Below are 22,721 nucleotides of genomic sequence, written 5' to 3'. Positions count from 1 at the left end.
ACGGGGACGCGCACCGGTCTTCTGCTGTCACGATCGCGTCGGCCGCCGACGTCTGTCAGACCGACAGACCGAGCTCGGCCCGGATGTCGGTGACGAAGTCCTTGACGTTGTCCACCCCGACGACGGGTCCTCCGGCGAGCAGCCCATCGGCGCCGAGGAGCAGCGCGCTCGGGGTGCCGTGCACCCCGAAGGTGTCGACGAGCAGGCCCTCGCGGTCGTGGACCGTCTGCGGCTCGTCCGACGAGGTCAGCTGCGTCTGGTCCGGGTCGTTGCGCAGCACGAGACGCACGTCGAGCGGGGTCAGCTCCTCGCTCCACCCCGGGGCGGCCGCGATGACGGCCTCGCAGCTGCTGCACGTGTCGGAGACGTAGAGCAGCAGCTGGGCCCGGGCGCTGCTGAGGGCCCGCAGGTTGGTCGTCGTTCCGTCACCGAGGGTGACCGGCAGGGCCGGCGTGCGGTAGCGGACGTAGTCGCCCTCCTCGTCCGCGTAGGCCGTCGGATCCACCCCGCGCTCCTGCTGCGCAGGCGCCTGCCCGGCGACGAGCCAGGTCGTCAGCGCCGCGGCCACTGCGGCGACGAGCCACCACCACGGCAACCGTCCGTCGGCGACGCGCACCACGACCGAGGACCCCTGGGTCGCGACCCCGACGGCGGTCACCGCGAGCGCGACGAGCCAGGCGTTGCGCACGACCGTGCGACGCGTGATGCGTCCGGGTGCGAACTCCCCGAAGCACGCGCACTCGACGTCCTCGTCGAAGCCCAGGGCCCGCACCACGAGGACGAGGTATGCCGTGAAGAGCAGGAGCGCGGCCACGGCGGCGACGGTGCCCACCGTCCCGCCGACGAGCAGGAGCAGGGCGGCGAGCAGCAGCTCACCCCACGGCAGTGCCTCGACGACGAGCCTCCCGGACAGGGGCGCCGGCACGCGGAGGTCCCGGAAGGCCTCGGCAGAGGCGCTCGGCGACCGCAGCTTGCCGACCGCGCTGACGACGAGGACGACCGCGAGGATGACGGGCGCGAGGGCGAGGGCGTCGGAGGGCACGTCGCATTCTAGGCAGGGGACGGCATACCACCGGGGGTGATCGGGCGATCCCACGGGCCGGTCGGCAGGGCGACGGGCACCTCCTGCACAATCGGGGCCATGCGCGTCGTCACGGCCAACGTCAACGGGATCCGGGCAGCCGCGAGGCGCGGCATGGTGCCGTGGCTCGAGCAGGCCGAGCCGGACGTCCTGTGCCTCCAGGAGGTGCGGGCCGACGACGTCGAGCTCGCCAAGGTGCTCGCCGACGCCGGCCTGGCCCACTGGTCGGTCGCGCACACGGAGGGCTCGACCAAGGGACGGGCGGGCGTCGCCGTCGTCACGCGCGAGCCCCAGACGGCGGTGCGCGTCGGCATCGACGGCGCGTTCGCCGACGACGGCCGCTGGGTCGAGGCCGACGTCGTCACCGCGGCGGGTCCGCTGACGGTCGTCTCCGCGTACGTCCACACCGGCGAGGCGGGCACCGAGCGGCAGGACGTCAAGATGGCCTTCCTCGCCGCCATGACGGAGCGGATGCGCCGTGCCGCCGAGGCCGACGAGCTCGTCCTCGTCACGGGCGACCTCAACGTCGCGCACCGCGAGGCCGACCTCAAGAACTGGAAGGGCAACCTCAAGAAGGCCGGCTTCCTGCCGGAGGAGCGCGCCGTGCTCGACGGGTGGTTCGCAGGCGGCGACTGGGTCGACGTCCAGCGCCGTCACGCCGGTGACGTCGCCGGTCCGTACTCGTGGTGGTCCTGGCGCGGCAAGGCGTTCGACAACGACGCGGGCTGGCGCATCGACTACCAGCTGGCCACGCGGCGGCTGGCCGAGACCGTCACCGACGTCGTCGTCGGGCGGGCGCCGACGTACGCCGAGCGCTGGAGCGACCACGCACCGGTCGTCGCCGACTACGCGCTCGAGCCCGCCTGACGCGCATCGCGGAGCCCGTTCGAGCCGGGCCGGTTTGGGGACCCCGGCCGCCCATGGGCCAGAATGCACCCATGTCCTCGACGCCCTCCCTCCCGACCACGACGCCGCGCAGCCTCTCGGGCATGCAGCCGACGAGCGACTCGCTCCACCTCGGCAACTACATCGGTGCGCTGGTCGAGTGGGTGCGCCTCCAGGAGACGCACGACGCCTTCTACTTCGTCGCCGACCTGCACGCCCTGACCGTCGCCCCGGACCCCGAGGTGCTCCGCGAGCGCACCCGCATCACGGCGGCCCAGTTCATCGCCGGCGGCGTCGACCCGGCGCGCTCGACGCTCTTCGTCCAGAGCCACATCGCCCAGCACACCGAGCTCTACTGGGTGCTCGGCACGCTCACCGGCTTCGGTGAGGCGAGCCGGATGACGCAGTTCAAGGACAAGTCCGCCAAGGGCACCAACACCAACGTCGGCCTCTTCGCCTACCCCGTGCTCCAGGCGGCCGACATCCTCATCTACGACGCGAACGTCGTCCCCGTCGGGGAGGACCAGCGCCAGCACCTCGAGCTCTCGCGTGACCTCGCGGGCCGCTTCAACCAGCGCTTCGGTGACACGCTCGTCGTGCCCGAGCCGCACATCATGAAGGCGACGGCCAAGATCCAGGACCTCCAGGACCCGACTGCCAAGATGAGCAAGTCGGCGGCCTCCGACACCGGGCTCGTCAGCCTGCTCGACGAGCCCGCGCGCATCGCGAAGAAGATCCGCTCGGCCGTCACGGACGCCGAGCGCGAGATCCGGTTCGACGAGGAGAACAAGCCGGGCATCTCCAACCTGCTCTCGATCCACTCGGCCCTGTCGGGCACGCCGGTGGCGATCCTCGAGGAGCAGTACGCCGGCAAGGGCTACGGCGACCTCAAGAAGGACGTCGCCGAGGTCGTCGTCGAGGCGGTCACGCCGTTCCGCACCCGCACGCTCGAGCTCATGGCCGACCGCGCCGAGCTCGACCGCATCCTCGCGGACGGTGCCGAGCGTGCCCGTGCCGTCGCGGAGGCCACGGTCCGCCGCGTCTACGACAAGGTCGGCCTGCTGCCCTCGACGCTGCGTCCCTGACCCACCCGTCCGCGCCGCGGGGCGACGGGCCGGTGTCGCCTCAGGCCTGGTCGGCCACCAGCTCGTGGGCGATCGACTCGACGGCCGATGCCAGGTGCTCGACGGTGAACCGTCGGGCGACGAGCGCCGGGCCGCCCCGCGCGCGGTCGTGCCACGACGTGTCGAGGAGGGCCTCTCTGAGCAGCAGGGGCCGGCCGGCCTGCACGACGTTCGTCACCTGCGGGTCGAGGTAGTCGGCGACGCCAGTGACGTCGCTGATGACGACCGGTGTGCCCATGGCGAGGTTCTCGAGCAGCACGGTCTGGCCGGAAGACATCTCGGCCTCGCGGAGGGGGAGCACCATGACGTCGGCGTCCGCGTAGAGCTCACGCAGCTCGGCGATCGGGACGTCGCTGCGGAACGAGACGTCGAGACCTTCTGCCAGAGGGGTCGCCTGGGCGCGGTTCCACGCGTCGGTGACGACGACGCAGCGTTCGCCCGGGCGCAGGGCCGCCATGAGGGTCGGGTAGTCCTTGCCGGCGTTGGTGCCGACGGACAACAGACCACCGCCACGCGCGCCCGATCGAGGCGTGAAGAACTCCGTGTCGACGCCGAGCGGGACCGGCCGCAGGTCCTGCAGCGGTCTCCGGAGGCGCCTCGCGAGGTCGTCGCGCTGCGACGACGAGAAGACCGTGATGGCGTCGGCGCCTCGCAGGGCAGTCCTCTGGAGGGCTCCCGCGACCCCGGGTCGCGAGGTGGCCTCGAGCGCTGCGACCGTCATGGCGATCACGGGTCGGCGGACGACACCCAGTCGTCGGAGCAGGAGCGCCGGCAGAGCCGCGGCCTCGTGCGTGGCGATGACGACGTCGACGTCGCGCTGGACCCGCACCAGCCACAGCAGCTGGGACAGCCGCCAGCCCACTCGTCGGGCAAGGCGTGCCTGCGGTCTCCGGGTGTGGTGCAGCACGGTGTGCCCGCGCCTCTCGAGCTCGCGCATCCCGAAGAGCCGGTGGGAGGGGACTTCTCCCGCGGCGACGGCCGCGAACTCGTGGTCCCAGTCGGACACGAAGAGGGCTGCGATGCGCAGGTGCTCGCGCGCAGGAGTCCCGGTGGTGTCCGTCATGCGCCCAGACTAGGAGCGTCCGTGGCCCCGATCATGCGAAAGGCCCGGCCCGGAACCGCGACAGCCGGTCGAGTTCGGTACGGTCGGGTGCGTGAGTGTTGCGCGCCCCACGACGATCGGTGTCTCGATCCCGATCCCGGCCCCGCACGGTGACTATCTCCAGCACCGCCGGGCCGACTTCGGCGATCCCCAGGCCTGGCAGATCCCCGCGCACATCACGCTGCTTCCGCCGACCGAGGTCGACGCGGAGGCGTATGCCGCCTTCCGGAGCCACTGCGCCGACGTGGCCGCCGCGCACGCCCCCTTCGACGTCGTGCTGCGCGGCACGGGGACCTTCCGTCCGCTGTCCGACGTCGTCTTCATCCAGGTGGCCCAGGGCGTCTCGAACTGCGAGGCGCTCGAGGTGTCGCTGCGCTCGGGGCCGGTGAGCCGCGACCTCGATTTCTACTACCACCCGCACGTCACGGTGGCGCACAACGTGCCGGCCGAGTCGCTCGACCGGGCTTTCACCGACCTCGCCGACTACTCCGTCGCGTTCGCGGTCGGCGCGTACCACCTCTACGAGCTGGGCGAGGACGACGTGTGGCGTCCCGTGCACGAGTTCGCCCTCACCGGGGGCTGACGGGTGCCGGCGTGGCGGCCCCTCCTCGACCGGCTCAAGGCCCTGGCGCCGTACCGGGCGTGGACGCGGTTCAGCGAGTCGAGCGGCAACCTGCTCGCGGCCGGGGTCAGCTACTACGCCTTCTTCTCCATCTTCCCGGCCCTCGCCCTCGCCTTCGCGATCTTCGGCTTCGTCCTGCAGGACCGCCCCGACCTCGTCCTGGCGATCGCCGACTCGCTCAACAACGCCCTCCCCGGGATGGTCAAGACGCCGAGCAACCCCGACGGCATCATCAGCATCGAGGCGCCGGCCAGCCTCACGCTGACCCTGACCGGCATCATCTCGTTCGTGACGCTGCTCTTCGCCGGCATGGGGTGGGTCCGGGCCCTGCGCACCGGCATCCGCGGCGTCTTCGGACTGGAGGTCGCGACGCACGCCATGGTGCGGACGATGGCCAGCGACCTCCTCGTCCTCGTGACCGTCGGCACGGCCGTCGCGGTCTCCGCGATCATCACGAGCAGCATCGGAGGTCTGGCCGAACAGGTCGCCGGATGGGTCGGCCTCGAGGGCAACGGACTGCTCGTCGGCCTCCTGGGACTGCTCGTCGGCGTCGTCTTCGACACCTTCATCCTCGTCGTCCTCCTGCGGACCCTCTCGGCAGCATCGCTGCCGTTGCGCGACATCCGTCAGGGCGCCGTCATCGGCGCGGTCATCCTCACGCTCCTCAAGCTCTTCGGCGGCTTCCTCGTCAGCCACGCCACCGCGAACCCGCTGCTCGGGGCCGTCGCCCTCTCGGTGGGGCTGCTCTTCTGGCTCGACCTCATGTCCAAGGTCATCCTCCTCTCTGCCGCGTGGGCCGCGAACGACGTCGACCTCGGCGGGCAGGGCGATGACACGGTCCGCTCGATGCCGTCGAGGGCCTCCCGCCCCGTGTTCGTCTCCTCCCTCGCCGACGGTGCCGACACGAGCCTCGTCCCGTATGCCGCGGCCCCGGTCGGGTCGGCGGCGCAGGACCACGGGCGCCGGCAGCCGACGCGAGCGGCGGACCGTGTGAGTGTCGCGGCCGGCGTCGTCATCGGTGCGTTCCTCGCGTCGGCCGTCCGAGGATTGCGTAGGGTCAGGCGACAGTAGGGCCCCGAGGGCCCGGCAGGCCCACGACCGAGGGGAGTCCCGTGCAGCCGCCACAGCAGGACGTCTACGTCGACAACGCCCGACTCGACGTCGCTCCGTTCATCCCGCCGGGCGCGACCCGCGTGCTCGACGTCGGGTGCGGAGCCGGGGGTTTCGGCCCGACCCTCCGGGCGGCGCTCGGTGACCGCGCCACCGTCGTCGGTCTGGAGGCCGTCGCGAGCCAGGCCGAGGCCGCGCGGCACGGCCACGGGTTCGACGAGGTCGTCACGGGCTACTTCCCCGAGGCCCTCGACGACCGCCCGGGGACGTTCGACGCGATCTTCTTCAACGACGTGCTCGAGCACATCGTCGACCCCTGGGAGGTGCTGCGCGAGGTGCCGCGCTTCCTCTCGCCCGACGGGCGCGTCGTCGCAGCGATCCCGAGCATCCAGTACGCCCCCGTGGTGTTCAAGCTGCTGCGTGGTCGATGGGACTACGTCGACCAGGGCACCCTCGACCGCACGCACGTCCGCTTCTTCACCAGGGCCACGATGGTCGAGATGTTCGAGAGCTGCGGCTACGAGGTGCTCTCCTGCGCCGGGGCCAACACGATGGGCCGACGCTGGGCGGCGAGCGGCAACCCACTCCTTCGGGCAGCGGCTCGCGTGCTGCCCGTGCCGTTCGGCGACATGCGCTTCGTGCACTTCGTCGTGGTCGCGAGGCCCGTGCAGGGATCGGCCCCCGCCGGCGCGTGAGCGTCAGGCTGCGCGGCGCCGGCGCCGTGCGAGCGCGAGGAGCGCGACGGCCGCGGTGACGACGACGCCGGCCCCGGCGAGCACCACGAGCGACAGGGTGCGGTCGTATGCCGTCGCCTCGGTCGTCGGGGCCGCCACCGGGGCGGGGGTGCCCGTCCCGGACGGGGGTGCGGTGCCCGTGCCACCGCCGGTGCCGGTCGCGCCTCCCGTGGGCAGCGCGGGAAGCTCCGGCGCCGGGACGGGCGCGGCCGCCTCGCCGGGCTCGACGAGCCGCCCGACGGGTGCGACCCGGTCCGCGTTGGCAAAGCCCCAGTCGAGCAGGGCCGCGGTCGGCTTCCACGAGCCGGTGATGCTGCCCATCTGCGTCACGACGAGGGTGCGCCCACCGCGGGTCGCCGCCCCGACGAACGTGTGCTGGGCGCGGTCGGTGCGGCCCGGCTTGATGCCGATGGCGCCGGGGTAGTGCCGCAGCAGCTCGTTGATGTTGTAGACGTGGAACGCCGGCCACACCTTGCCCTGCTTGTCCTTGCCACCGGGGAAGACGGCGTCGCGCTTGGTGATCGCGGCGCGGAAGGCCGGCAGGCGCATCGCGTCGCGCCCGATGAGGGCGAGGTCGTAGGCGCTCGAGCGCTGGGCGCCGTCGTCGAGGCCGCTCGGGTCGACGGTGAGCGTGTCGTGCGCGCCGATCTGCTCGGCCTTGGCGTTCATGAGCGCCACGGTGGCGTCGTAGCCGCCGGCGGCGTCGGCTAGGGCGTAGACGGCGTCGTTGGCCGAGAACATGAGCATGGCGTCGAAGAGGCTGGAGACGGGGTAGCGGTTCCCGGCGAGGATGCCGACGCGCGAGCCGGCCGCGTCCTGGGCGTCCTGGCCGGCGACGACGACCCGTCGCGGGTCGAGCCGCGGCATCAGCGTCAGGGCGGTGAGGGTCTTGAGCGTGCTCGCCGGGCGCAGCCACGCGTGCGGTGACTTGGCCGCGAGGATCTCACCCGTCTCGAGGTCGGCCACGACGTACGAGACGTCGTAGACCTCGGGAGGCGCGGGCACGGACGCCGGCCGGTCGACGAGGACGCCGGTCTCGGCCATGCGGGACCCGCCGACGACGCTCTCGGGCTCCCAAGCGGGGTGTGCGAAGGGAGTGGGCGGGGCGTTGCGGCACACGACCCGCACCTTCGGCGGCTTCGGCGCGGTCGCGGTCGTCGCAGTGGGTCTCGCAGTGGGTCTCGACGTGGGTCTCGCAGGGGCGGTCGGCGCCGCGGGCTCGTCGGTGGGGAAGACCCGCGGCGTCAGCGTCACACCTGACGGGACGGCCTGCCGCGTCTGCCACGGCTGGCACGACGGGGTCACCGCAGGGGCGGCCACCGGGCCCACGACGCGGGGGAGCGGACTGCCGCCGGCGAACGGGGCGGCATACGTCGTCGTCACGACGAGCCCGAGCGCGACGGCACTGAGCGTCGCACCCGCGGCGGGCACGGTCCACGGTCGGCGTCGGCGGCGATGGGGAGGCGTCATGGCCGGGACAGACTAACCCGCCCCGGAGTTCCGGGGCGGGTCAGCGGTGGTCCTGCGAGGTGGCGCGTCGCGCGTCACTCGCCGCGCATCAGGGCGCCGCGCAGGTCCTTGTTGAGCTGGTTGATGACGTCGAGCGGGATCTCCTTCGGGCACGCCGAGGAGCACTCGCCGATGTTCGTACAGCCGCCGAAGCCCTCGTGGTCGTGCTGGCTCACCATGTTGACGACGCGGGCGTCACGCTCCGGCTGGCCCTGGGGGAGCTCGCCGAGGTGGGTGATCTTCGCGCCCATGAAGAGCATGCCGGACGCGTTCGGGCACGCGGCGACGCAGGCGCCGCAGCCGATGCAGGCCGCCGCCATGAAGGCGCGGTCGGCCTTCGGCTTGGGCACCGGCACCGAGTGGGCCTCGGGGGCCGAGCCGGTGTTGGCGCTGATGAAGCCGCCGGCTTGGATGATCCGGTCGAAGCTGCTGCGGTCGACGACGAGGTCCTTGATGACGGGGAACGCGTCGGCGCGCCACGGCTCGATGGTGATCTCGTCGCCGTCGGAGAAGCTGCGCATGTGCAGCTGGCACGTCGTCGTGACCTCGGGGCCGTGGGCCTTGCCGGAGATCATCAGGCCGCACATGCCGCAGATGCCCTCGCGACAGTCGGAGTCGAAGGCGATCGGCTCCTCGCCGCGGGAGTTGAGCTGCTCGTTGAGCACGTCGAGCATCTCGAGGAAGGACATGTCCTCGGAGATGTCGGTGACCGGGTAGGTCACCATCTCGCCCTTGGCCTTGGGGCCGGACTGGCGCCAGATCTTCAGGGTCAGGTTCATGCCGGTCCCACTCACTTGTAGCTCCGCTGCTTCATCTCGACGAATTCGTAGACCAGGTCTTCCTTGTGCAGGACCGGCGCACCGTCCTGGCCGCCCCACTCCCACGCGGCGACGTAGGCGTACTCGTCGTCGTGACGCAGGGCCTCGCCGTCCTCGGTCTGGGACTCGGCGCGGAAGTGACCACCGCACGACTCGCGGCGGTGCAGCGCGTCGATGCACATGAGCTCACCGAGCTCGAGGAAGTCGGCGACGCGGCCGGCCTTCTCGAGGCTCTGGTTGAGGGTGTCGGCGCTGCCGAGCACCTTGACGTTGCGCCAGAACTCGTCGCGCAGGCCGCGGATGAGGTCGATGGCCTTGAGCAGCCCCTCCTCGGAGCGCTCCATGCCGCAGAACTCCCACATGATGTTGCCGAGCTCCTTGTGGAAGGAGTCGACCGAGCGGTCGCCGTTGATCGACAGCAGCTTGGCCACGCGCGCGTCGACCGAGGCGCGCGCCTCGACGACCGCCTCGTGCGACTCCTCGAGCTTGGGGAAGGGCCCCTTGGCGAGGTAGTCGCGGATGGTGTTCGGCAGGACGAAGTAGCCGTCGGCGAGGCCCTGCATGAGGGCCGAGGCGCCGAGGCGGTTGGCCCCGTGGTCGGAGAAGTTCGCCTCACCGGTGACGAAGAGGCCGGGGATGCTCGACTGGAGGTCGTAGTCGACCCACAGGCCGCCCATCGTGTAGTGCACCGCGGGATAGATGCGCATCGGCACCTCGTAGGGGTTCTCACCCGTGATCCGCTGGTACATGTCGAGGAGGTTGCCGTACTTCTCGGCGACGGCCTCGGCGCTCATGCGCTTGAGGGCGTCGGTGAAGTCGAGGTAGACGCCGCGGCGGAAGTCGCCGACCTTCGGGCCGACGCCGCGACCCTCGTCGCAGACGTTCTTGGCCTGGCGGCTCGCGATGTCACGCGGCACGAGGTTGCCGAAGGAGGGGTAGATCCGCTCGAGGTAGTAGTCGCGGTCCTCCTCGGGGATCTCGCGCGGGTCCTTCTCGCAGTCGGCGGCGTTCTTCGGCACCCAGATGCGGCCGTCGTTGCGCAGCGACTCCGACATGAGCGTCAGCTTGCTCTGGTGCTCGCCGGCGACGGGGATGCACGTCGGGTGGATCTGCGTGTAGCAGGGGTTGGCGAAGTGGGCGCCCTTGCGGTGCGCGCGCCACGTCGCGGTGACGTTGCTGCCCATCGCGTTGGTCGAGAGGAAGAAGACGTTGCCGTAGCCACCGGAGGCGAGCACGACGGCGTCGGCGAGGTGGGTCTCGATCTCGCCCGTGACGAGGTCGCGGGCGATGATGCCGCGCGCCTTCCCGTCGACGACGACGACCTCCAGCATCTCGTGACGGCTGAACATCTCGACGGTGCCGGCCGCGACCTGTCGCTCGAGCGCCTGGTAGGCGCCGATGAGCAGCTGCTGGCCCGTCTGGCCGCGCGCGTAGAAGGTGCGCGAGACCTGCACGCCACCGAACGAGCGGTTGTCGAGCAGGCCGCCGTACTCACGGGCGAAGGGCACACCCTGGGCGACGCACTGGTCGATGATGTTGGCGCTGACCTCGGCGAGGCGGTAGACGTTCGACTCGCGGGAGCGGTAGTCGCCGCCCTTGACGGTGTCGTAGAAGAGACGGAACGTCGAGTCGCCGTCCTCCTTGTAGTTCTTCGCGGCGTTGATGCCACCCTGCGCGGCGATCGAGTGCGCGCGGCGCGGGGAGTCCTGGTAGCAGAAGGACTTGACGTTGTAGCCCGCCTCGCCGAGCGTGGCCGCCGCGGCGCCACCGGCGAGGCCGGTGCCGACGATGATGACGGTGAGCTTGCGCCGGTTGGCCGGGTTGACGAGCGCAGCCTCGAACTTGCGCTTGTCCCACCGCTTGTCGATCGGGCCGCCGGGCGCCTTCGTGTCGACGATCGGCTCACCCTCGGTGTAGAGCCCGTGAACGACGCCGGGCGCCGCCTCGCGGGCGGGAGCCGCAGGAGCCGCGGGGGCCTCGGGCGCGACGGTGCTGGCTGTCTGGGTGTCGGTCATGGATCAGTTCCCCTTGACGATTCCGAACAGGATGGCGAGCGGCGGGAGCGCGAAGCCCACGGCGGTCACCAGCGCGATGACGGTGGCGGTCGCCTTGGCGGTGCGGCGCGACCTGGCGCTGCCCGTCCAGCCGAGGGTCTGCGACGCGCTCCACACGCCGTGCCACAGGTGCATGCCCAGCGCGACGAGCGCGAGCAGGTAGATGACGACGACCCACCACACCTGGAAGCTCGAGATGACGAGCTTGCCGGCGCTGTCGCCGACCGCGTCGGGGCCGACGTTGAACTTGAGGATCGTGAACTGGAGCAGGTGCCACACGAGGAAGAGGAGCAGGGCCACGCCGCCCCAGCGCATCATCTTGCTCTTGAGGGTCGCCTTCGCGGCCTCCTTGGCCACGTAGCGGTTCGTGCGCGCGCCCCGGGCCTTGCTCCACAGGTAGAACGCCGACCAGGCGTGCGCGACGAGCGCGACCACGAGCAGGGCGCGGAAGAGCCAGAGGAACCCGCCGAAGGGCAGGATCGGCGTCAGCAGCGTCCGCAGGTGCAGGGCGTACTCGTCGAACGCCTCCACACCGCCGAAGATCTTGAGGTTGCCGTACATGTGCACCAGCACGTAGAACACGAAGAGCGCGCCCGAGAGGGCCATGAGCAGCTTCATGAACACAGTGGTGCGGCGTGCCGACGCAGGTCGAGGAGTTCCCGTCGCTGGGAGAGTGTTGGTGGCCACGTCCGCACCCTATCGCCGCGGTTTCCGCACCCGAATTCCTACCCGCTGGTAAACGGCTTGTTGTGACAATGACGACAAGAACCCTCGACAGGGAGGGCGTATGCCGTCCGCTCAGGCCGCGCGGACGCCGCGGCGGTCCCGGACGACCTGGCCGTAGTGCCCCGCGAGGTCCTCGACGAGGGCGGACCACGACCGGGCGCGGACGCGCAGGCGCCCGCGCCGACCGAGGCCGGCCGCGTGGTCGGGGGAGCCGAGCACCCGGGAGACCTGCTCGCGCAGGTCATCGGCGCGGTCCGGGTTGAACAGGTAGCCGTTGTCGCCGTCCGTGACGAGGTCGACCGGGCCTCCCCGGCGCGGCGCGACGACGGGCAGACCGGTCGCGCCGGCCTCCTGGATCGTCTGCCCGAACGTCTCGGCGGTCCCGGTGTGGACGAAGAGGTCGAGGCAGGCGTAGGCCCGGGCGAGGTCGTCACCGTGGCGGGGGCCGAGGAAGACGGGTGGCCGGTTCGGCCGCGTCGGTGAGGCGGCCACGGCCTCCGCGAGCACGGCTCCGAGCGCGCGGCGCGAGGGCCCGTCGCCGACGACGACGAGCCGGGTCGCGGGCAGGTCCGCGACCTCGGCCAGGCGCTCGACCTCCTTCTCGGGTGCGAGCCGCCCGACGTAGCCGACGAGCCGCTCGCCGTCGGGGGCCAGCTCTCGGCGCAGCGCGCGGGTCAGGGCGTCGAGCCGCCACGCCGGGTTGAAGAGGGTGGCGTCCACGCCACGTCCCCAGAAGGCGGTCCGCGGCACCCCCTGGTCCCGGAGGTCGGAGAGCGCCGCCGACGACGGGGCCAGGGTGAGGTCCGCCCATCCGTGGATGCGCCGGATCCAGCGCCACGTCGTCGCGGACGCTGCCGCACCGGCAGGCCCAGGGGTGTGCTGCCGGACGTAGGCGGCGACGTCGGTCTGGAAGACGGCGACGGTCGGCAGGTCGAGCCGGCGGGCCGCCGCGAGCCCCCGGGCGCCGAGGACGAACGGGCTCGCGACGTGGACGACGTCGGGCGCGAAACCCTCGAGCAGCCGTTCGATCTCCGGCGTCGGCAGGCCGACGTCGAACTGGCGCACCGGGACGGAGGCCACCCGGTGGACCGGCGTCCCGTGGAGGACGACCGGGCCGTCCTCGCGGGTCCGGGGTGCGATGACGACGACCTCGTCACCGCGACGTCGCAGCTCCTCGACGACGCGGCAGACGCTCGTCGTGACGCCGTTGACGGTCGGCAGGAAGGACTCGGTGACGATGGCGACGCGCACGGTTCCACCGTGCCGAGGTCGGGCTCGGTCCGGGCGACGCCCCGGGGTGCGTGGGGTGACACCTCGGTGACGACCTCGTGCGCGCACCTAGGGTGGTCCCATGGTGCTCCACGCAGCGGCCGCGGCTCTCGACTGGGCCATGGACAAGTCCCTGGTCCTCGGCTACACGAAGATCGGGCCTGCCGTGCGCCGCGCCTGGTGGCCGCACGACCCGGTGCCCGGGGCGCTCGTCGGGCGTCACGTCCTCGTCACCGGCGCGAGCGGTGGTCTCGGTCTGGCGACGGCTCGCGGTCTCGCACACCTCGGCGCCGTCGTGCACATCACCGGCCGCGACGCCTCCCGTCTCGACGACGCCCGCACCCGGCTGCTCGAGGAGCAGCCTCTCGCCGAGGTCACCGCGCACGTCGCGGACGTCAGCGACCTCGCCGCGACGGCCGAGTTCGCGCGCCGGTTCGTCGCGGAGGTGCCGAGGCTGCACGCCGTCGTGCACAACGCGGGCGTCATGCCGCCGAGGCGCACGGTCACGCCGGAGGGCCACGAGCTGACCCTGGCCACCCACGTGCTCGGCCCGCACGTGCTCACCTACGGGCTCCGCGCGTCGCTCGCCGGGGGGCGAGTCGTGCTCGTCACGTCCGGCGGCGCCTACGGCCAGCGGCTCGACGTGGACGACTGGGAGTACGCCTCGGGCGACTACTCCGGTGTCACGGCGTACGCCCGCACGAAGCGCATGCAGCTGGTCCTCACCGAGCTGTGGGCGCGAGACCTCGCGTCCGACGACATCCGCGTCCACTCGATGCACCCCGGCTGGGCCGACACCCCGGGCGTCACCGACTCGCTCCCTCGTTTCGCCGCGCTCACGGGTCCGCTGCTGCGCGACGCCGACGCGGGCGCCGACACCGCGGTGTGGCTCACGGCGACCGCCGACGCCATCGGCACCGGGGGCTTCTGGCACGACCGGCGCCGGCGCGCGACGCACTACGCGCCCGTCGGGGTCGAGACGCCGGAGCAGGTGGAGCGGCTCTGGGAGCTCGTTCGCGAGGCGACCGGGGTGCCGGCGGCGGGCGCCTGAGCCGGCCGGACGGCATCCGTCCTCGGCCGCCCGTCAGGGGCGCAGCCAGCAGGTCCACCGCTCGATGCGCAGGTAGCCGAGCCGGGCGTAGACGGGCTGGCCGTCGTCGCTCGCGATGAGGACCGCGCCCTGCCCGGGCCACGCCGTCGTCGCCGCCCACGTGAGCGCGGCGCCGGCACCCCTGCCGCGGGCGGCGGCGAGCACCGCGACGTTCTCGACGACGGTGACGCCGGCGGCCGAGTGAGCCGCCGCCGTCGCCACCGGGGCGTCGCCGTCGTAGCCGACGAAGACCCGCGTGGGACCGGCGACGACGTCGGGCCGGTAGAAGTCGCCGGGCGGCAGGTCGGCCATGTCCGGCAGCGGGTATCCCTCGACGAGCACCCGCTCGGCGTCCCGCAGGTGCTGCTCCGTCTCGGCCTCGCGGACCTCGAGCGAGGTCGTCGGTGTGGGCGTGACGGTCGACGTGGGTCGGAACATGAGAGGCGGGTGGCCGACGAGGGCCAGGCCGTGGGTCGAGAGGTCGGGCGTCGGGAACGGGCTGATGACGATCGCCGAGACCCCGCTGCCGTATGCCGTCGATACGGCTCGCACAGTCTGCGCCCAGTCCGCAGGTGGGCTCGTGACGATCGCCCAGTTGAGCAGCGCGGAGGCCCCGCCGCCCCGACCGGCGCACCAGTCCGGCCCCTCGGCGAACGTGCCGCGTGCAGCGGCGGTCAGCGCGCGTGCCCACGAGACGTGCGCGAGGACCGCCTGGCGCACGAGCGAGTCGGTCGGTGGGACGTCCTCCTCCCAGCCGGCGGTGAGGTGCTCGCCCTCCTCGGGCAGCATCGAGCTCATGCCACCACTGTCGACCCGGGGCGGCTGGTGCGGTGCGGAATCGGGAAGGCTGCCGGCTCAGGGGCCGCGGCGGACGCAGACCTGTGACCCGGTGGTTCGCACGCAGTCGTAGCCGGTGGCCACGAGCGCCCGGACCCGTGCGACGTAGGCGTTCCAGTCCGGCTCGCCCGCCTCGGGGCGGAGGGTGTCGTCGACGATGATCGCGTCCGCGCGGGGCAGGCACGTGGCGGTGAGGTCGAGGATCGCGGTCGGCTCGAGGGAGTACTGGTGGAAGCGGGGACACACGAGGTCGAGGTCGTCCAACCCGACGGCGTGCGCGCTGGCGTCGTTCGAGCCGGCCCGGGCGTAGGTCCTCACCTGGGGCAGCGAGTCGAGCACGACGCTGTCCGGAGATGCGCGCTGGAGCAGCTGGATGCTCGTCGGGACGTTGCGCGCGGCGGTGAGGGTGAAGTACGGGTGCAGGGCACCGGCCATGAGGTAGCCCGCGAGGAGGACGACGACCGGTGCGCGCCAGCCCACGGCCCGGTCGGACAGGCGGGTGGCGATGAGGGCGAGCGCGAATCCGCCCGGGGCAGAGAAGGTCTGGGCGTGATGGGGCCACGTGGCGGTGACGGCGATGACGACGAGGCCGAGGGTCAGCGAGACGACGACGAGGTCCCAGAGGACCGCTGGGGAGATGGTCCGTGGCGGGGCCGTCGCGCTGGGCGGTGAGGTCGAGTCGGCCGTGGCCGCAGGGCGGTCCGGTCCCGGGCCTCGCCACGAGCGCGGGATCACGAGCACCACGACGACGAGGCTCGCGACGGTGACCATGCCGGCGCCGCGTCCGTCCTCGGGGAGGGCGCGCAGGAGGTGACCGATGACGGGGCCGTACTGCGAGGACGCGAGGTCGCCCTCGGCGTAGTCCGCGTTGAGGCGGAAGTTGTCGACCCAGCCGGGCAGCTCGCCGCGCAGCCACATCGCGCCGATGCCGACGGCGAGCAGCGCGACGGCTCCAGCGACGGCCCGGGCCAGGCCGCGCAGCCCCCCGGCCGACCGGCGGTGGAGGGCGACGACGAGGAGCGCCCCCGCGACGACCGGGGCGAGCACGAGCTTGGTGAGGAGCAGCAGCCCGACGAGCACCCCGGCGGCGACCCACCGTGAGCGCACCGCGCAGGCGACGGCGGCGAGGAGCAGGGCGAGCCCGGGCAGGTGCGTCATGCCGCTCTCGTAGGCCGGACCCGTCAGCAGCAGCGGCGTCGCGCCGAGACCCGCGACGAGGGCGAGGCCGCTGCTCGCGCCTGCCGCGCGGGCGAGGACGAGCACCGCCAGGCCGGCGCCCAGGACCCAGAGCACCTCGAGCACGACGTCCGAGAGCGGCGACACGAGCCGGCCGAGGGCCAGGGCGTAGTAGAAGAGGGGGTCCTTGTTGTCCCAGACGTCGACGTAGAGGCGGTCGCCGACCAGCAGGCGCTCGGCGACCGACACGTAGGTGCCGTGGTCGCCGAACGTGCTCGGCACCAGCCGCGGCAGCGTGGCGAGCCACGCGAGCACGATCGCCGTGACGGTCGCGACGCGTGCTGCCGCGTACGCCGGGGCGGCCGTGGCCGGGTCGCTCGTCACGGCTCGGCCGTTCTCAGAGGAGGTCGGTACGGCCCCGGGCGGTCAGGGTCTCGACGACCTTCTTGACCTCCTGGGCGCGGTCGGGTCGGGTGATGAGCAGGGCGTCCTGCGTGTCGATGACGACGAGGTCGTCGACACCGATGAGGGCGACGAGCCGCCCTCCTGCTGACACCGTGGCGTTCGAGTCGATGCTGATGATGTCGTCGGCCGGGCCGATGGCGGTGATGCCCGGCAGCTCCGTCGACTCGGCCACGAGCTTGGTGAGCGAGTTGAAGTCGCCCACGTCGTCCCAGCCGAGCGCGGCGGGCACGACGGCGACGCGGCCTGCGGCGGCAGCGGGCTCGGCGACGGCGTGGTCGATGGCGATCTTCTGGAGGCTCGGCCAGAGGTCGCGCATCCGGCGGGGGTCGGCGGCGATGGTGCGCAGGTGGTCGACCATCTCGGCGTGGTTCTCGGCGAGCAGCTCGAGCAGGGTGGTCGCGCCGACGACGAACATGCCTGCGTTCCAGCGGTACTCGCCGCTCTCGAGGTAGCGGGTCGCCGTCTCGAGGTCGGGCTTCTCGACGAAGTCGTCTACGCGGTGGGCGCTCGGAGCGCCCTCGACGTCGAGCGGCGCGCCGAGCCGGATGTAGCCGAAGCCGGTCGCCGGCTCGGTCGGCTCGATGCCGATGGTGACGAGCTCGCCGCGCCGGGCGAGGACGACGGCCTCGGCGACGGCTCGCTGGAAGTTGTCGGGTTCGGTGATGACGTGGTCGGCGGCGAACGAGCCGAGGACCGCCTCGGGGTCACGTCGCTCGAGGACGGCGGCGGCGAGGCCGATGGCGGGCATGGAGTCGCGCGGCGAGGGCTCGCCGATGACGGCGTCGTAGCCGAGCATCGGCAGCTGGCGACGGACGGCCTCCTCGTGGGCGACGCCGGTGACGACGAGGATCCGGTCGTCGACGAGCGGCTCGAGACGGTCCCACGTGGCCCGCAGCAGCGACTGCCCGGACCCCGTCAGGTCGTGCAGGAACTTCGGCGAGCTCCGGCGCGAGATGGGCCACAGCCGGGTGCCCGAGCCGCCGGCGGGGATCACGGCCCAGAAGCCGGGGATGCCTGTCATGGGGGACACCGTACCGACCCGTGCGGCGATGCCCGAACCCGTCCGAACGCGCCGGCGACCCGTCGGGACCGGTCAGCCGATGTCGCGACGGCGCAGGGCCGCGAGACCCGCAGCGCCCAGGGCGGCGGCGACGAGGGTGAGCCCGACGAGGGGTGCCCCCTCGAAGGCCCCGCCGGGCAGCGCCGGCAGGTGCGTGAACGGTGAGAGGTCGACGAGCCACCCCGGCAGGTCGAGCAGGTCGCCGAACTCGCCGAGCAGGAGGAAGACGATGAGCGCGGCCCAGGCCAGGCCGGTGAACCGCGGCAGCGCCCCGTAGAGCAGCACGGCGACGGCCAGGACCACCCACACGGCGGGGAGCGTCGAGAGAGCGGCTCCGGTCAGGCGCCCGACGGTACCGCCGATGTCGCCCACGTCGGCTCCGTGGACGAGGCCGGCCACGGCGACGCTGACGATCATGACGACGGCGGAGGCGACGACGGCGACCGCGATGTGCCCGAGGGCCCACCGGGTCCGCCGCACGGGCGTCGCGAGGAGGGACTCGAGGCGGGTCGTCGTCTCCTCGGTGTGCATCCTCGTGACCAGGGCGACGGCCAGGGCCGACGCGCCGACGGCCGCGAAGTGCAGCTCGGTGGCGAAGTAGATGTCGGTGATCGAGCCGGCGTCACCGCCCATGGCCCGCAGCATGTCGGCGACCTCGGGGGAGTCGACGAACGTCTCCACGCTCCCCGCGATCGACCCGAGGACGACGCCGAGCACGACGTACGCGACGACCCAGCCGACGAGCGTGCCGCGGGCGAGGCGTCGGGTCAGGGCTCCTGCGGTGCTGATGGGGCTGCGCTCGTGACCGGCCCGGCTCGGCAGCACCCCGGACCCGAGGTCGCGCCGGTCGAGCAGCACGAAGGCGGCGGACACGAGCGCGGCGTAGAGCGCGAGACCGAGCACCACGACCCAGTAGCGGTTCTCCCCGTAGGGCGAGACCTGGACGCCCCAGCCCAGGGGTGAGAGCCAGGACAGCGCGCGCGCCGGGCTGTCGGCCGCGGCGGTGTCGCCCACGGCCCGGACGAGGAAGGCGACGGCCAGCGCACCGAGCGACCACGCAGCGGTGCCGCGGGTGCTCGAGGTCAGCTGGGCGGCGACCGCGGTGACGCCGACCCACGAGAGCCCCATGACGAGCCAGGAGACGCCGAGCGCGACCGAGCCGGCGGGGTCGAGCCCGACGGCGACCGACCAGACGACCGTGAGGACGACCGTGAGCAGCACGGCGGCCGTGCCGAGCAGTACGGCGGCCGTCAGTGCGGCGCGGCGGCCGACCACGCCGGCCCCGAGCAGCTCGAGCCGCCCGGCCTCCTCCTCGGTGCGCGTGTGGCGCCGGACGACGACGTAGGCGAGCAGTGCGAGGAAGACACCGCCGAGGAGCACCGACTTGAAGGTCGCGATCGAGTCGATGCCGAGGCTCGAGATCGGCCCGTACATCGCGACGAGCGCCGGGTTGGCGAGCGTGGAGGCCATCGACTGCTGTGCCGCCCGGAGGTCGGGGAAGAGCGCGAACGTCGCCTGGGCGGAGAGGGCGACGAAGGCGGCGAGGCCGAACGCGCTGACCGGCACGAGCACCCGGTCGCGTCGGGCGGCGAGCCGGAGCAGCGAGGTCGTCCCGGTCAGTCCGACACCCACCGAGCGCGCTGGCGCGGCGAGGGTCGTCATGACGTCGCCGTCGAGGGCGTGCGGTACTGGTCCATGAACAGCTCCTCGAGCGTCGGCGGGGCGCTCGTCAGGGCCGTGATCCCGTGGGTGCCGAGCACCTCGAGGAGGCGGCCGAGGTCCTCGCCACCGACGGTGCACGTCACCTGGTCCCCGGAGACGACGACGTCGTCGACACCGGGCAGGCCGGACACCTGCGCGGCGTCGACGGGGCGCGCGAGCGTCGCGCGCACCGTCGTCCGGGACAGGTGGCGCAGCTCGGTCAGGGTGCCCGACTCGACGTTGACGCCGGCGCGGATGATGCTGACGCGGTCGCACACCTGCTCCACCTCGGAGAGGATGTGGCTCGACAGGAGCACGGTGCCGCCGGCGTGCCGGAACTCGTGGACGACGTCGCGGAACACCGCCTCCATGAGCGGGTCGAGGCCAGAGGTCGGCTCGTCGAGGAGCAGCAGCTCGACGTCGGACGACAGGGCCGCGACGAGAGCGACCTTCTGCCGGTTGCCCTTGGAGTACGAACGACCCTTCTTGGTGGGGTCGAGGTCGAAGCGCTCGATCATCGAGGCCCGGCGCTTCTCGTCCACACCGCCGCGCAGCCGGGCCAGGACGTCGATGACCTCGCCTCCGGTGAGGTTGGGCCAGAGCGCGACGTCGCCGGGGACGTAGGCCAGTCGACGGTGCAGCGTCTCGACCTCGTGCCAAGGGTCGCCGCCGAGCAGCGTGGCCGTGCCGCCGTCGGCGCGGAGCAGGCCGAGCAGGATGCGGATCGTCGTCGACTTGCCCGCGCCGTTGGGGCCGAGGAAGCCGTGGATCTCGCCGGTGGCCACGTCGAGGTCGAGCCCGTCGAGGGCGACCGTGTGCCCGAAGTTCTTGTGCAGGTCGTGGACCTGGATGGCGGAGGTCATGTATCGACGGTACACAACTTTCACGGTTTACTGAATGCAATGAGAGTTGGGTTAGGGTCGGTCCACGCGACGGAGGAGGAGTGGTGACGTCAGTGCGACAGCGTGTGACCCGCGACGAGCGGGCGGTCTCCGCCTACGTCGAGCGTCTCGGGGACACCCTGACCGACGCCGGGATGCCGCGCCTGGCCTCCCGTGTCTTCGCCCAGCTGCTCGCCGACGACGACGGCAGGATGACCGCCGCGGAGCTGACCGAGGCACTCGACGTCAGCCCGGCCGCCGTGTCCGGCGCGGTGCGCTACCTCACCCAGACCTACCTCATCGGCAAGGAGCGCGAGCGCGGGTCACGCCGCGACGTCTACGTCGTGCAGGCCGACGCCTGGCACGGCGCGATGCTCTCCCGCGACCGGATGCTCGCCCAGATCGAGACGAGCCTGCGCGCGGGCGTGCCCGCCGTCGGTGGCCTCGACACCGAGGCCGGGCGGCGCCTGCAGCTCTCGGTCGCCTTCCTCGAGTTCCTCGGCGACCGGCTCGCCGCGCTCGAGGGGGAGTGGGCCGCCCACAAGGCAGAGATCACCCGCGACTGGCCCACCGACGCCTGACCCCAACCGTCGAGAGGCCACAATCTGGCCCCCACCGTCGAGAGGCCACAATCTGCCCCCACGGCACCCGTCGAGGGGGCACGTCTCGTCGGGACCCGGCCCGACGGCATACGCCATCGGTGACGTGAGATCGGCAACGTTCACCCGGCGGGCGGCAGCGGCGGACCGCCACGCCGATACGCTCGGCAGCATGGCTGACAGCACTGGTGCGCGCTCCGAGTCCGACCTGCCCATCGAGCCCGTCTACGACGCATCGGCCCTCGCCGGCTTCGACGCCGACAGCAAGCTCGGCGCGCCCGGCAGCTACCCCTTCACGCGGGGCGTCTACCCGTCGATGTACACCGGACGTCCGTGGACGATGCGGCAGTACGCCGGCTTCGGCACCGCGAAGGAGAGCAACCAGCGCTACCACCAGCTCGTCAAGGCCGGCACGGGCGGACTGTCCGTCGCCTTCGACCTGCCGACGCAGATGGGCTACGACTCCGACGAGGCCATCGCGCACGGCGAGGTCGGCAAGGTCGGCGTCGCCATTGACAGCCTCGACGACATGCGCACGCTCTTCGACGGCCTGCCGCTCGACAAGATCTCGACGTCGATGACCATCAACGCGCCCGGCTCGACGCTGCTCCTGCTCTACCAGCTCGTCGCCGAGGAGCAGGGCGTCGCCGGCGACCAGCTGACGGGCACGATCCAGAACGACGTGCTCAAGGAGTACATCGCCCGCGGCACCTACATCTACCCGCCGCGCGAGTCCCTGCGCCTCATCGCCGACATCTTCGCCTACTGCCACAAGGAGATGCCGCGCTGGAACACCATCTCCATCTCCGGCTACCACATGGCCGAGGCCGGGGCGACGCCCGTGCAGGAGATCGCCTTCACCATCGCCAACGCCATCGAGTACGTCCGCGCCGCCCAGGCGGCGGGCCTCCACGTCGACGACTTCGCGCCGCGCCTCTCCTTCTTCTTCGTGTGCCGCACGACCCTCATCGAGGAGGTCGCGAAGTTCCGTGCGGCCCGTCGCATCTGGGCGCGGATCATGAAGGAGGAGTTCGGCGCCCAGAACCCGAAGTCGATGATGCTCCGCTTCCACACGCAGACCGCCGGCGTGCAGCTGACCGCCCAGCAGCCCGAGGTCAACCTCGTCCGGGTCGCGCTCCAAGGTCTCGGTGCGGTGCTCGGCGGCACCCAGTCGCTGCACACGAACTCGTTCGACGAGGCCATCGCCCTGCCGACCGAGAAGGCCGCGCGGCTCGCCCTGCGCACCCAGCAGGTCATCGCCTACGAGACCGACGTGACCAAGACCGTCGACCCGTTTGCCGGTTCGTACGTCGTCGAGTCGATGACCGACGAGATCGAGACCGCGGCGCTGGCCCTCATCCAGGCCGTCGAGGACAAGGGCGGCGCGGTCGCCGCCATCGAGCAGGGTTTCCAGAAGGGCGAGATCGAGCGCTCGGCCTACCGCGTCCAGCTCGAGATCGACAACGGAGAGCGCACCGTCGTCGGGGTCAACCGCTTCGTCCTCGACCAGGAGGACCGCTACGAGCCGCTCCGCGTCGACCCGACGATCGAGGCCGACCAGCGCGCCCGGCTCGAGGCGCTGCGCGCCGACCGCGACAACGACGCGGTGAAGGCGGCACTGGGTCGCCTCCAGGACGCGGCGCGCGGCACCGACAACCTCCTCTACCCGATGAAGGAGGCGCTGGCGGCCCGCGCGACCGGCGGTGAGGTCGCGCACGCCCTGCGCGAGGTCTGGGGCGTCTACCAGCCCCGCGAGACCTTCTGAGCCGCACGGCATACGCCCGCCGTATGCCGTATGCCGTATGCCGTCCGCCCCGCGCGCTGCCTGCCCGCCTGCCCCGCCCGACCCCGCCTACGGTCAGAACGACCGGACCGAAG

Annotated in this window: 20 protein-coding genes; 8 read left to right on the top strand and 12 right to left on the bottom strand. The window is 72.3% G+C overall.

What is annotated here, in order from left to right:
- Window positions 1-55: 55 nt before the first annotated feature.
- Window positions 56-1,042, bottom strand: coding sequence for a MauE/DoxX family redox-associated membrane protein (locus ACSQ2D_RS14815; RefSeq protein WP_435986698.1), 987 nt, complete (start codon window positions 1,040-1,042; stop codon window positions 56-58).
- 99 nt (window positions 1,043-1,141) lie between these two features.
- Here ACSQ2D_RS14815 and ACSQ2D_RS14810 point away from each other — a divergent pair, with 99 nt between their 5' ends.
- Together ACSQ2D_RS14810 and trpS are read left to right on the top strand one after the other, a co-directional pair.
- On the top strand, window positions 1,142-1,948 hold the full coding sequence (locus ACSQ2D_RS14810) for an exodeoxyribonuclease III (RefSeq protein ID WP_435986697.1): 807 nt from the start codon (window positions 1,142-1,144) through the stop codon (window positions 1,946-1,948).
- Window positions 1,949-2,001: 53 nt separating this feature from the next.
- Complete coding sequence (gene trpS / locus ACSQ2D_RS14805) at window positions 2,002-3,051, top strand: tryptophan--tRNA ligase (protein ID WP_435986696.1); 1,050 nt, start codon at window positions 2,002-2,004, stop codon at window positions 3,049-3,051.
- A 40-nt stretch (window positions 3,052-3,091) separates the two neighbouring features.
- Here the strand turns inward: trpS and ACSQ2D_RS14800 are convergent, their stop codons facing one another.
- Window positions 3,092-4,153, bottom strand: coding sequence for a glycosyltransferase family 4 protein (locus ACSQ2D_RS14800; RefSeq protein WP_435986695.1), 1,062 nt, complete (start codon window positions 4,151-4,153; stop codon window positions 3,092-3,094).
- A gap of 91 nt (window positions 4,154-4,244) precedes the next feature.
- Here ACSQ2D_RS14800 and ACSQ2D_RS14795 point away from each other — a divergent pair, with 91 nt between their 5' ends.
- The 3 genes from ACSQ2D_RS14795 to ACSQ2D_RS14785 are packed head-to-tail and all read left to right on the top strand — an operon-like array spanning window position 4,245 to window position 6,619.
- The gene (locus tag ACSQ2D_RS14795; protein WP_435986694.1) at window positions 4,245-4,775 is read left to right on the top strand and encodes a 2'-5' RNA ligase family protein; all 531 of its coding nucleotides are present in this window, start codon (window positions 4,245-4,247) and stop codon (window positions 4,773-4,775) included.
- Window positions 4,776-4,778: 3 nt separating this feature from the next.
- On the top strand, window positions 4,779-5,885 hold the full coding sequence (locus ACSQ2D_RS14790) for a YihY/virulence factor BrkB family protein (protein WP_435986693.1): 1,107 nt from the start codon (window positions 4,779-4,781) through the stop codon (window positions 5,883-5,885).
- A gap of 41 nt (window positions 5,886-5,926) precedes the next feature.
- Window positions 5,927-6,619: a class I SAM-dependent methyltransferase gene (locus tag ACSQ2D_RS14785; RefSeq protein ID WP_435986692.1), complete on the top strand. Its 693-nt coding sequence runs from the start codon at window positions 5,927-5,929 to the stop codon at window positions 6,617-6,619.
- A 3-nt stretch (window positions 6,620-6,622) separates the two neighbouring features.
- Here the strand turns inward: ACSQ2D_RS14785 and ACSQ2D_RS14780 are convergent, their stop codons facing one another.
- From ACSQ2D_RS14780 to ACSQ2D_RS14760, 5 genes are all read right to left on the bottom strand, one after another.
- The gene (locus tag ACSQ2D_RS14780) at window positions 6,623-8,128 is read right to left on the bottom strand and encodes a D-alanyl-D-alanine carboxypeptidase family protein (protein ID WP_435986691.1); all 1,506 of its coding nucleotides are present in this window, start codon (window positions 8,126-8,128) and stop codon (window positions 6,623-6,625) included.
- A 74-nt stretch (window positions 8,129-8,202) separates the two neighbouring features.
- Window positions 8,203-8,946 carry a succinate dehydrogenase/fumarate reductase iron-sulfur subunit gene (locus ACSQ2D_RS14775; protein ID WP_435986690.1) on the bottom strand — a complete coding sequence of 248 codons (744 nt, stop codon included), beginning with the start codon at window positions 8,944-8,946 and terminating at the stop codon, window positions 8,203-8,205.
- An 11-nt stretch (window positions 8,947-8,957) separates the two neighbouring features.
- Window positions 8,958-11,000, bottom strand: a complete 2,043-nt coding sequence (locus tag ACSQ2D_RS14770; RefSeq protein WP_435986689.1) for a fumarate reductase/succinate dehydrogenase flavoprotein subunit — start codon at window positions 10,998-11,000, stop codon at window positions 8,958-8,960.
- 3 nt (window positions 11,001-11,003) lie between these two features.
- On the bottom strand, window positions 11,004-11,663 hold the full coding sequence (locus ACSQ2D_RS14765; protein WP_435987857.1) for a succinate dehydrogenase cytochrome b subunit: 660 nt from the start codon (window positions 11,661-11,663) through the stop codon (window positions 11,004-11,006).
- A 174-nt stretch (window positions 11,664-11,837) separates the two neighbouring features.
- Entirely contained in the window at window positions 11,838-13,016 is a 1,179-nt protein-coding gene (locus tag ACSQ2D_RS14760) for a glycosyltransferase family 4 protein (RefSeq protein WP_435986688.1), read from the bottom strand.
- A 100-nt stretch (window positions 13,017-13,116) separates the two neighbouring features.
- Between ACSQ2D_RS14760 and ACSQ2D_RS14755 the strand changes: the two genes are divergently transcribed.
- Window positions 13,117-14,085 (top strand): SDR family NAD(P)-dependent oxidoreductase, encoded by a 969-nt coding sequence (locus ACSQ2D_RS14755; protein WP_435986687.1) that lies wholly within the window; start codon window positions 13,117-13,119, stop codon window positions 14,083-14,085.
- A gap of 33 nt (window positions 14,086-14,118) precedes the next feature.
- On the opposite strand, the gene ACSQ2D_RS14750 is transcribed toward ACSQ2D_RS14755, so the two are convergent.
- From ACSQ2D_RS14750 to ACSQ2D_RS14730, 5 genes are all read right to left on the bottom strand, one after another.
- The gene (locus ACSQ2D_RS14750) at window positions 14,119-14,922 is read right to left on the bottom strand and encodes a GNAT family N-acetyltransferase (RefSeq protein WP_435986686.1); all 804 of its coding nucleotides are present in this window, start codon (window positions 14,920-14,922) and stop codon (window positions 14,119-14,121) included.
- 57 nt (window positions 14,923-14,979) lie between these two features.
- A complete protein-coding gene (locus ACSQ2D_RS14745; RefSeq protein ID WP_435986685.1) occupies window positions 14,980-16,521 on the bottom strand; it encodes a glycosyltransferase 87 family protein in 1,542 nt (513 codons plus the stop codon).
- Between the two features lie 13 nt (window positions 16,522-16,534).
- Window positions 16,535-17,623, bottom strand: a complete 1,089-nt coding sequence (locus ACSQ2D_RS14740) for a mannose-1-phosphate guanylyltransferase (RefSeq protein WP_435986684.1) — start codon at window positions 17,621-17,623, stop codon at window positions 16,535-16,537.
- A 72-nt stretch (window positions 17,624-17,695) separates the two neighbouring features.
- Entirely contained in the window at window positions 17,696-19,324 is a 1,629-nt protein-coding gene (locus tag ACSQ2D_RS14735; RefSeq protein ID WP_435986683.1) for an ABC transporter permease, read from the bottom strand.
- Window positions 19,321-20,226, bottom strand: coding sequence for an ABC transporter ATP-binding protein (locus tag ACSQ2D_RS14730; RefSeq protein ID WP_435986682.1), 906 nt, complete (start codon window positions 20,224-20,226; stop codon window positions 19,321-19,323). Before ACSQ2D_RS14730 ends, ACSQ2D_RS14735 begins: the two co-directional genes overlap by 4 nt.
- 83 nt (window positions 20,227-20,309) lie before the next feature.
- Between ACSQ2D_RS14730 and ACSQ2D_RS14725 the strand changes: the two genes are divergently transcribed.
- Window positions 20,310-20,825 (top strand): GbsR/MarR family transcriptional regulator, encoded by a 516-nt coding sequence (locus ACSQ2D_RS14725; protein ID WP_435986681.1) that lies wholly within the window; start codon window positions 20,310-20,312, stop codon window positions 20,823-20,825.
- Window positions 20,826-21,015: 190 nt separating this feature from the next.
- Window positions 21,016-22,608 (top strand): acyl-CoA mutase large subunit family protein, encoded by a 1,593-nt coding sequence (locus ACSQ2D_RS14720; protein WP_435986680.1) that lies wholly within the window; start codon window positions 21,016-21,018, stop codon window positions 22,606-22,608.
- Window positions 22,609-22,721 lie beyond the last annotated feature (113 nt).

Source organism: Terrabacter sp. LjRoot27 (assembly GCF_964254175.1).
GTDB lineage: Bacteria > Actinomycetota > Actinomycetes > Actinomycetales > Dermatophilaceae > Terrabacter.
The sequence above is the reverse complement of the archived record's forward strand: the minus strand, read 5'-3'. Positions and strand labels throughout refer to the sequence as shown.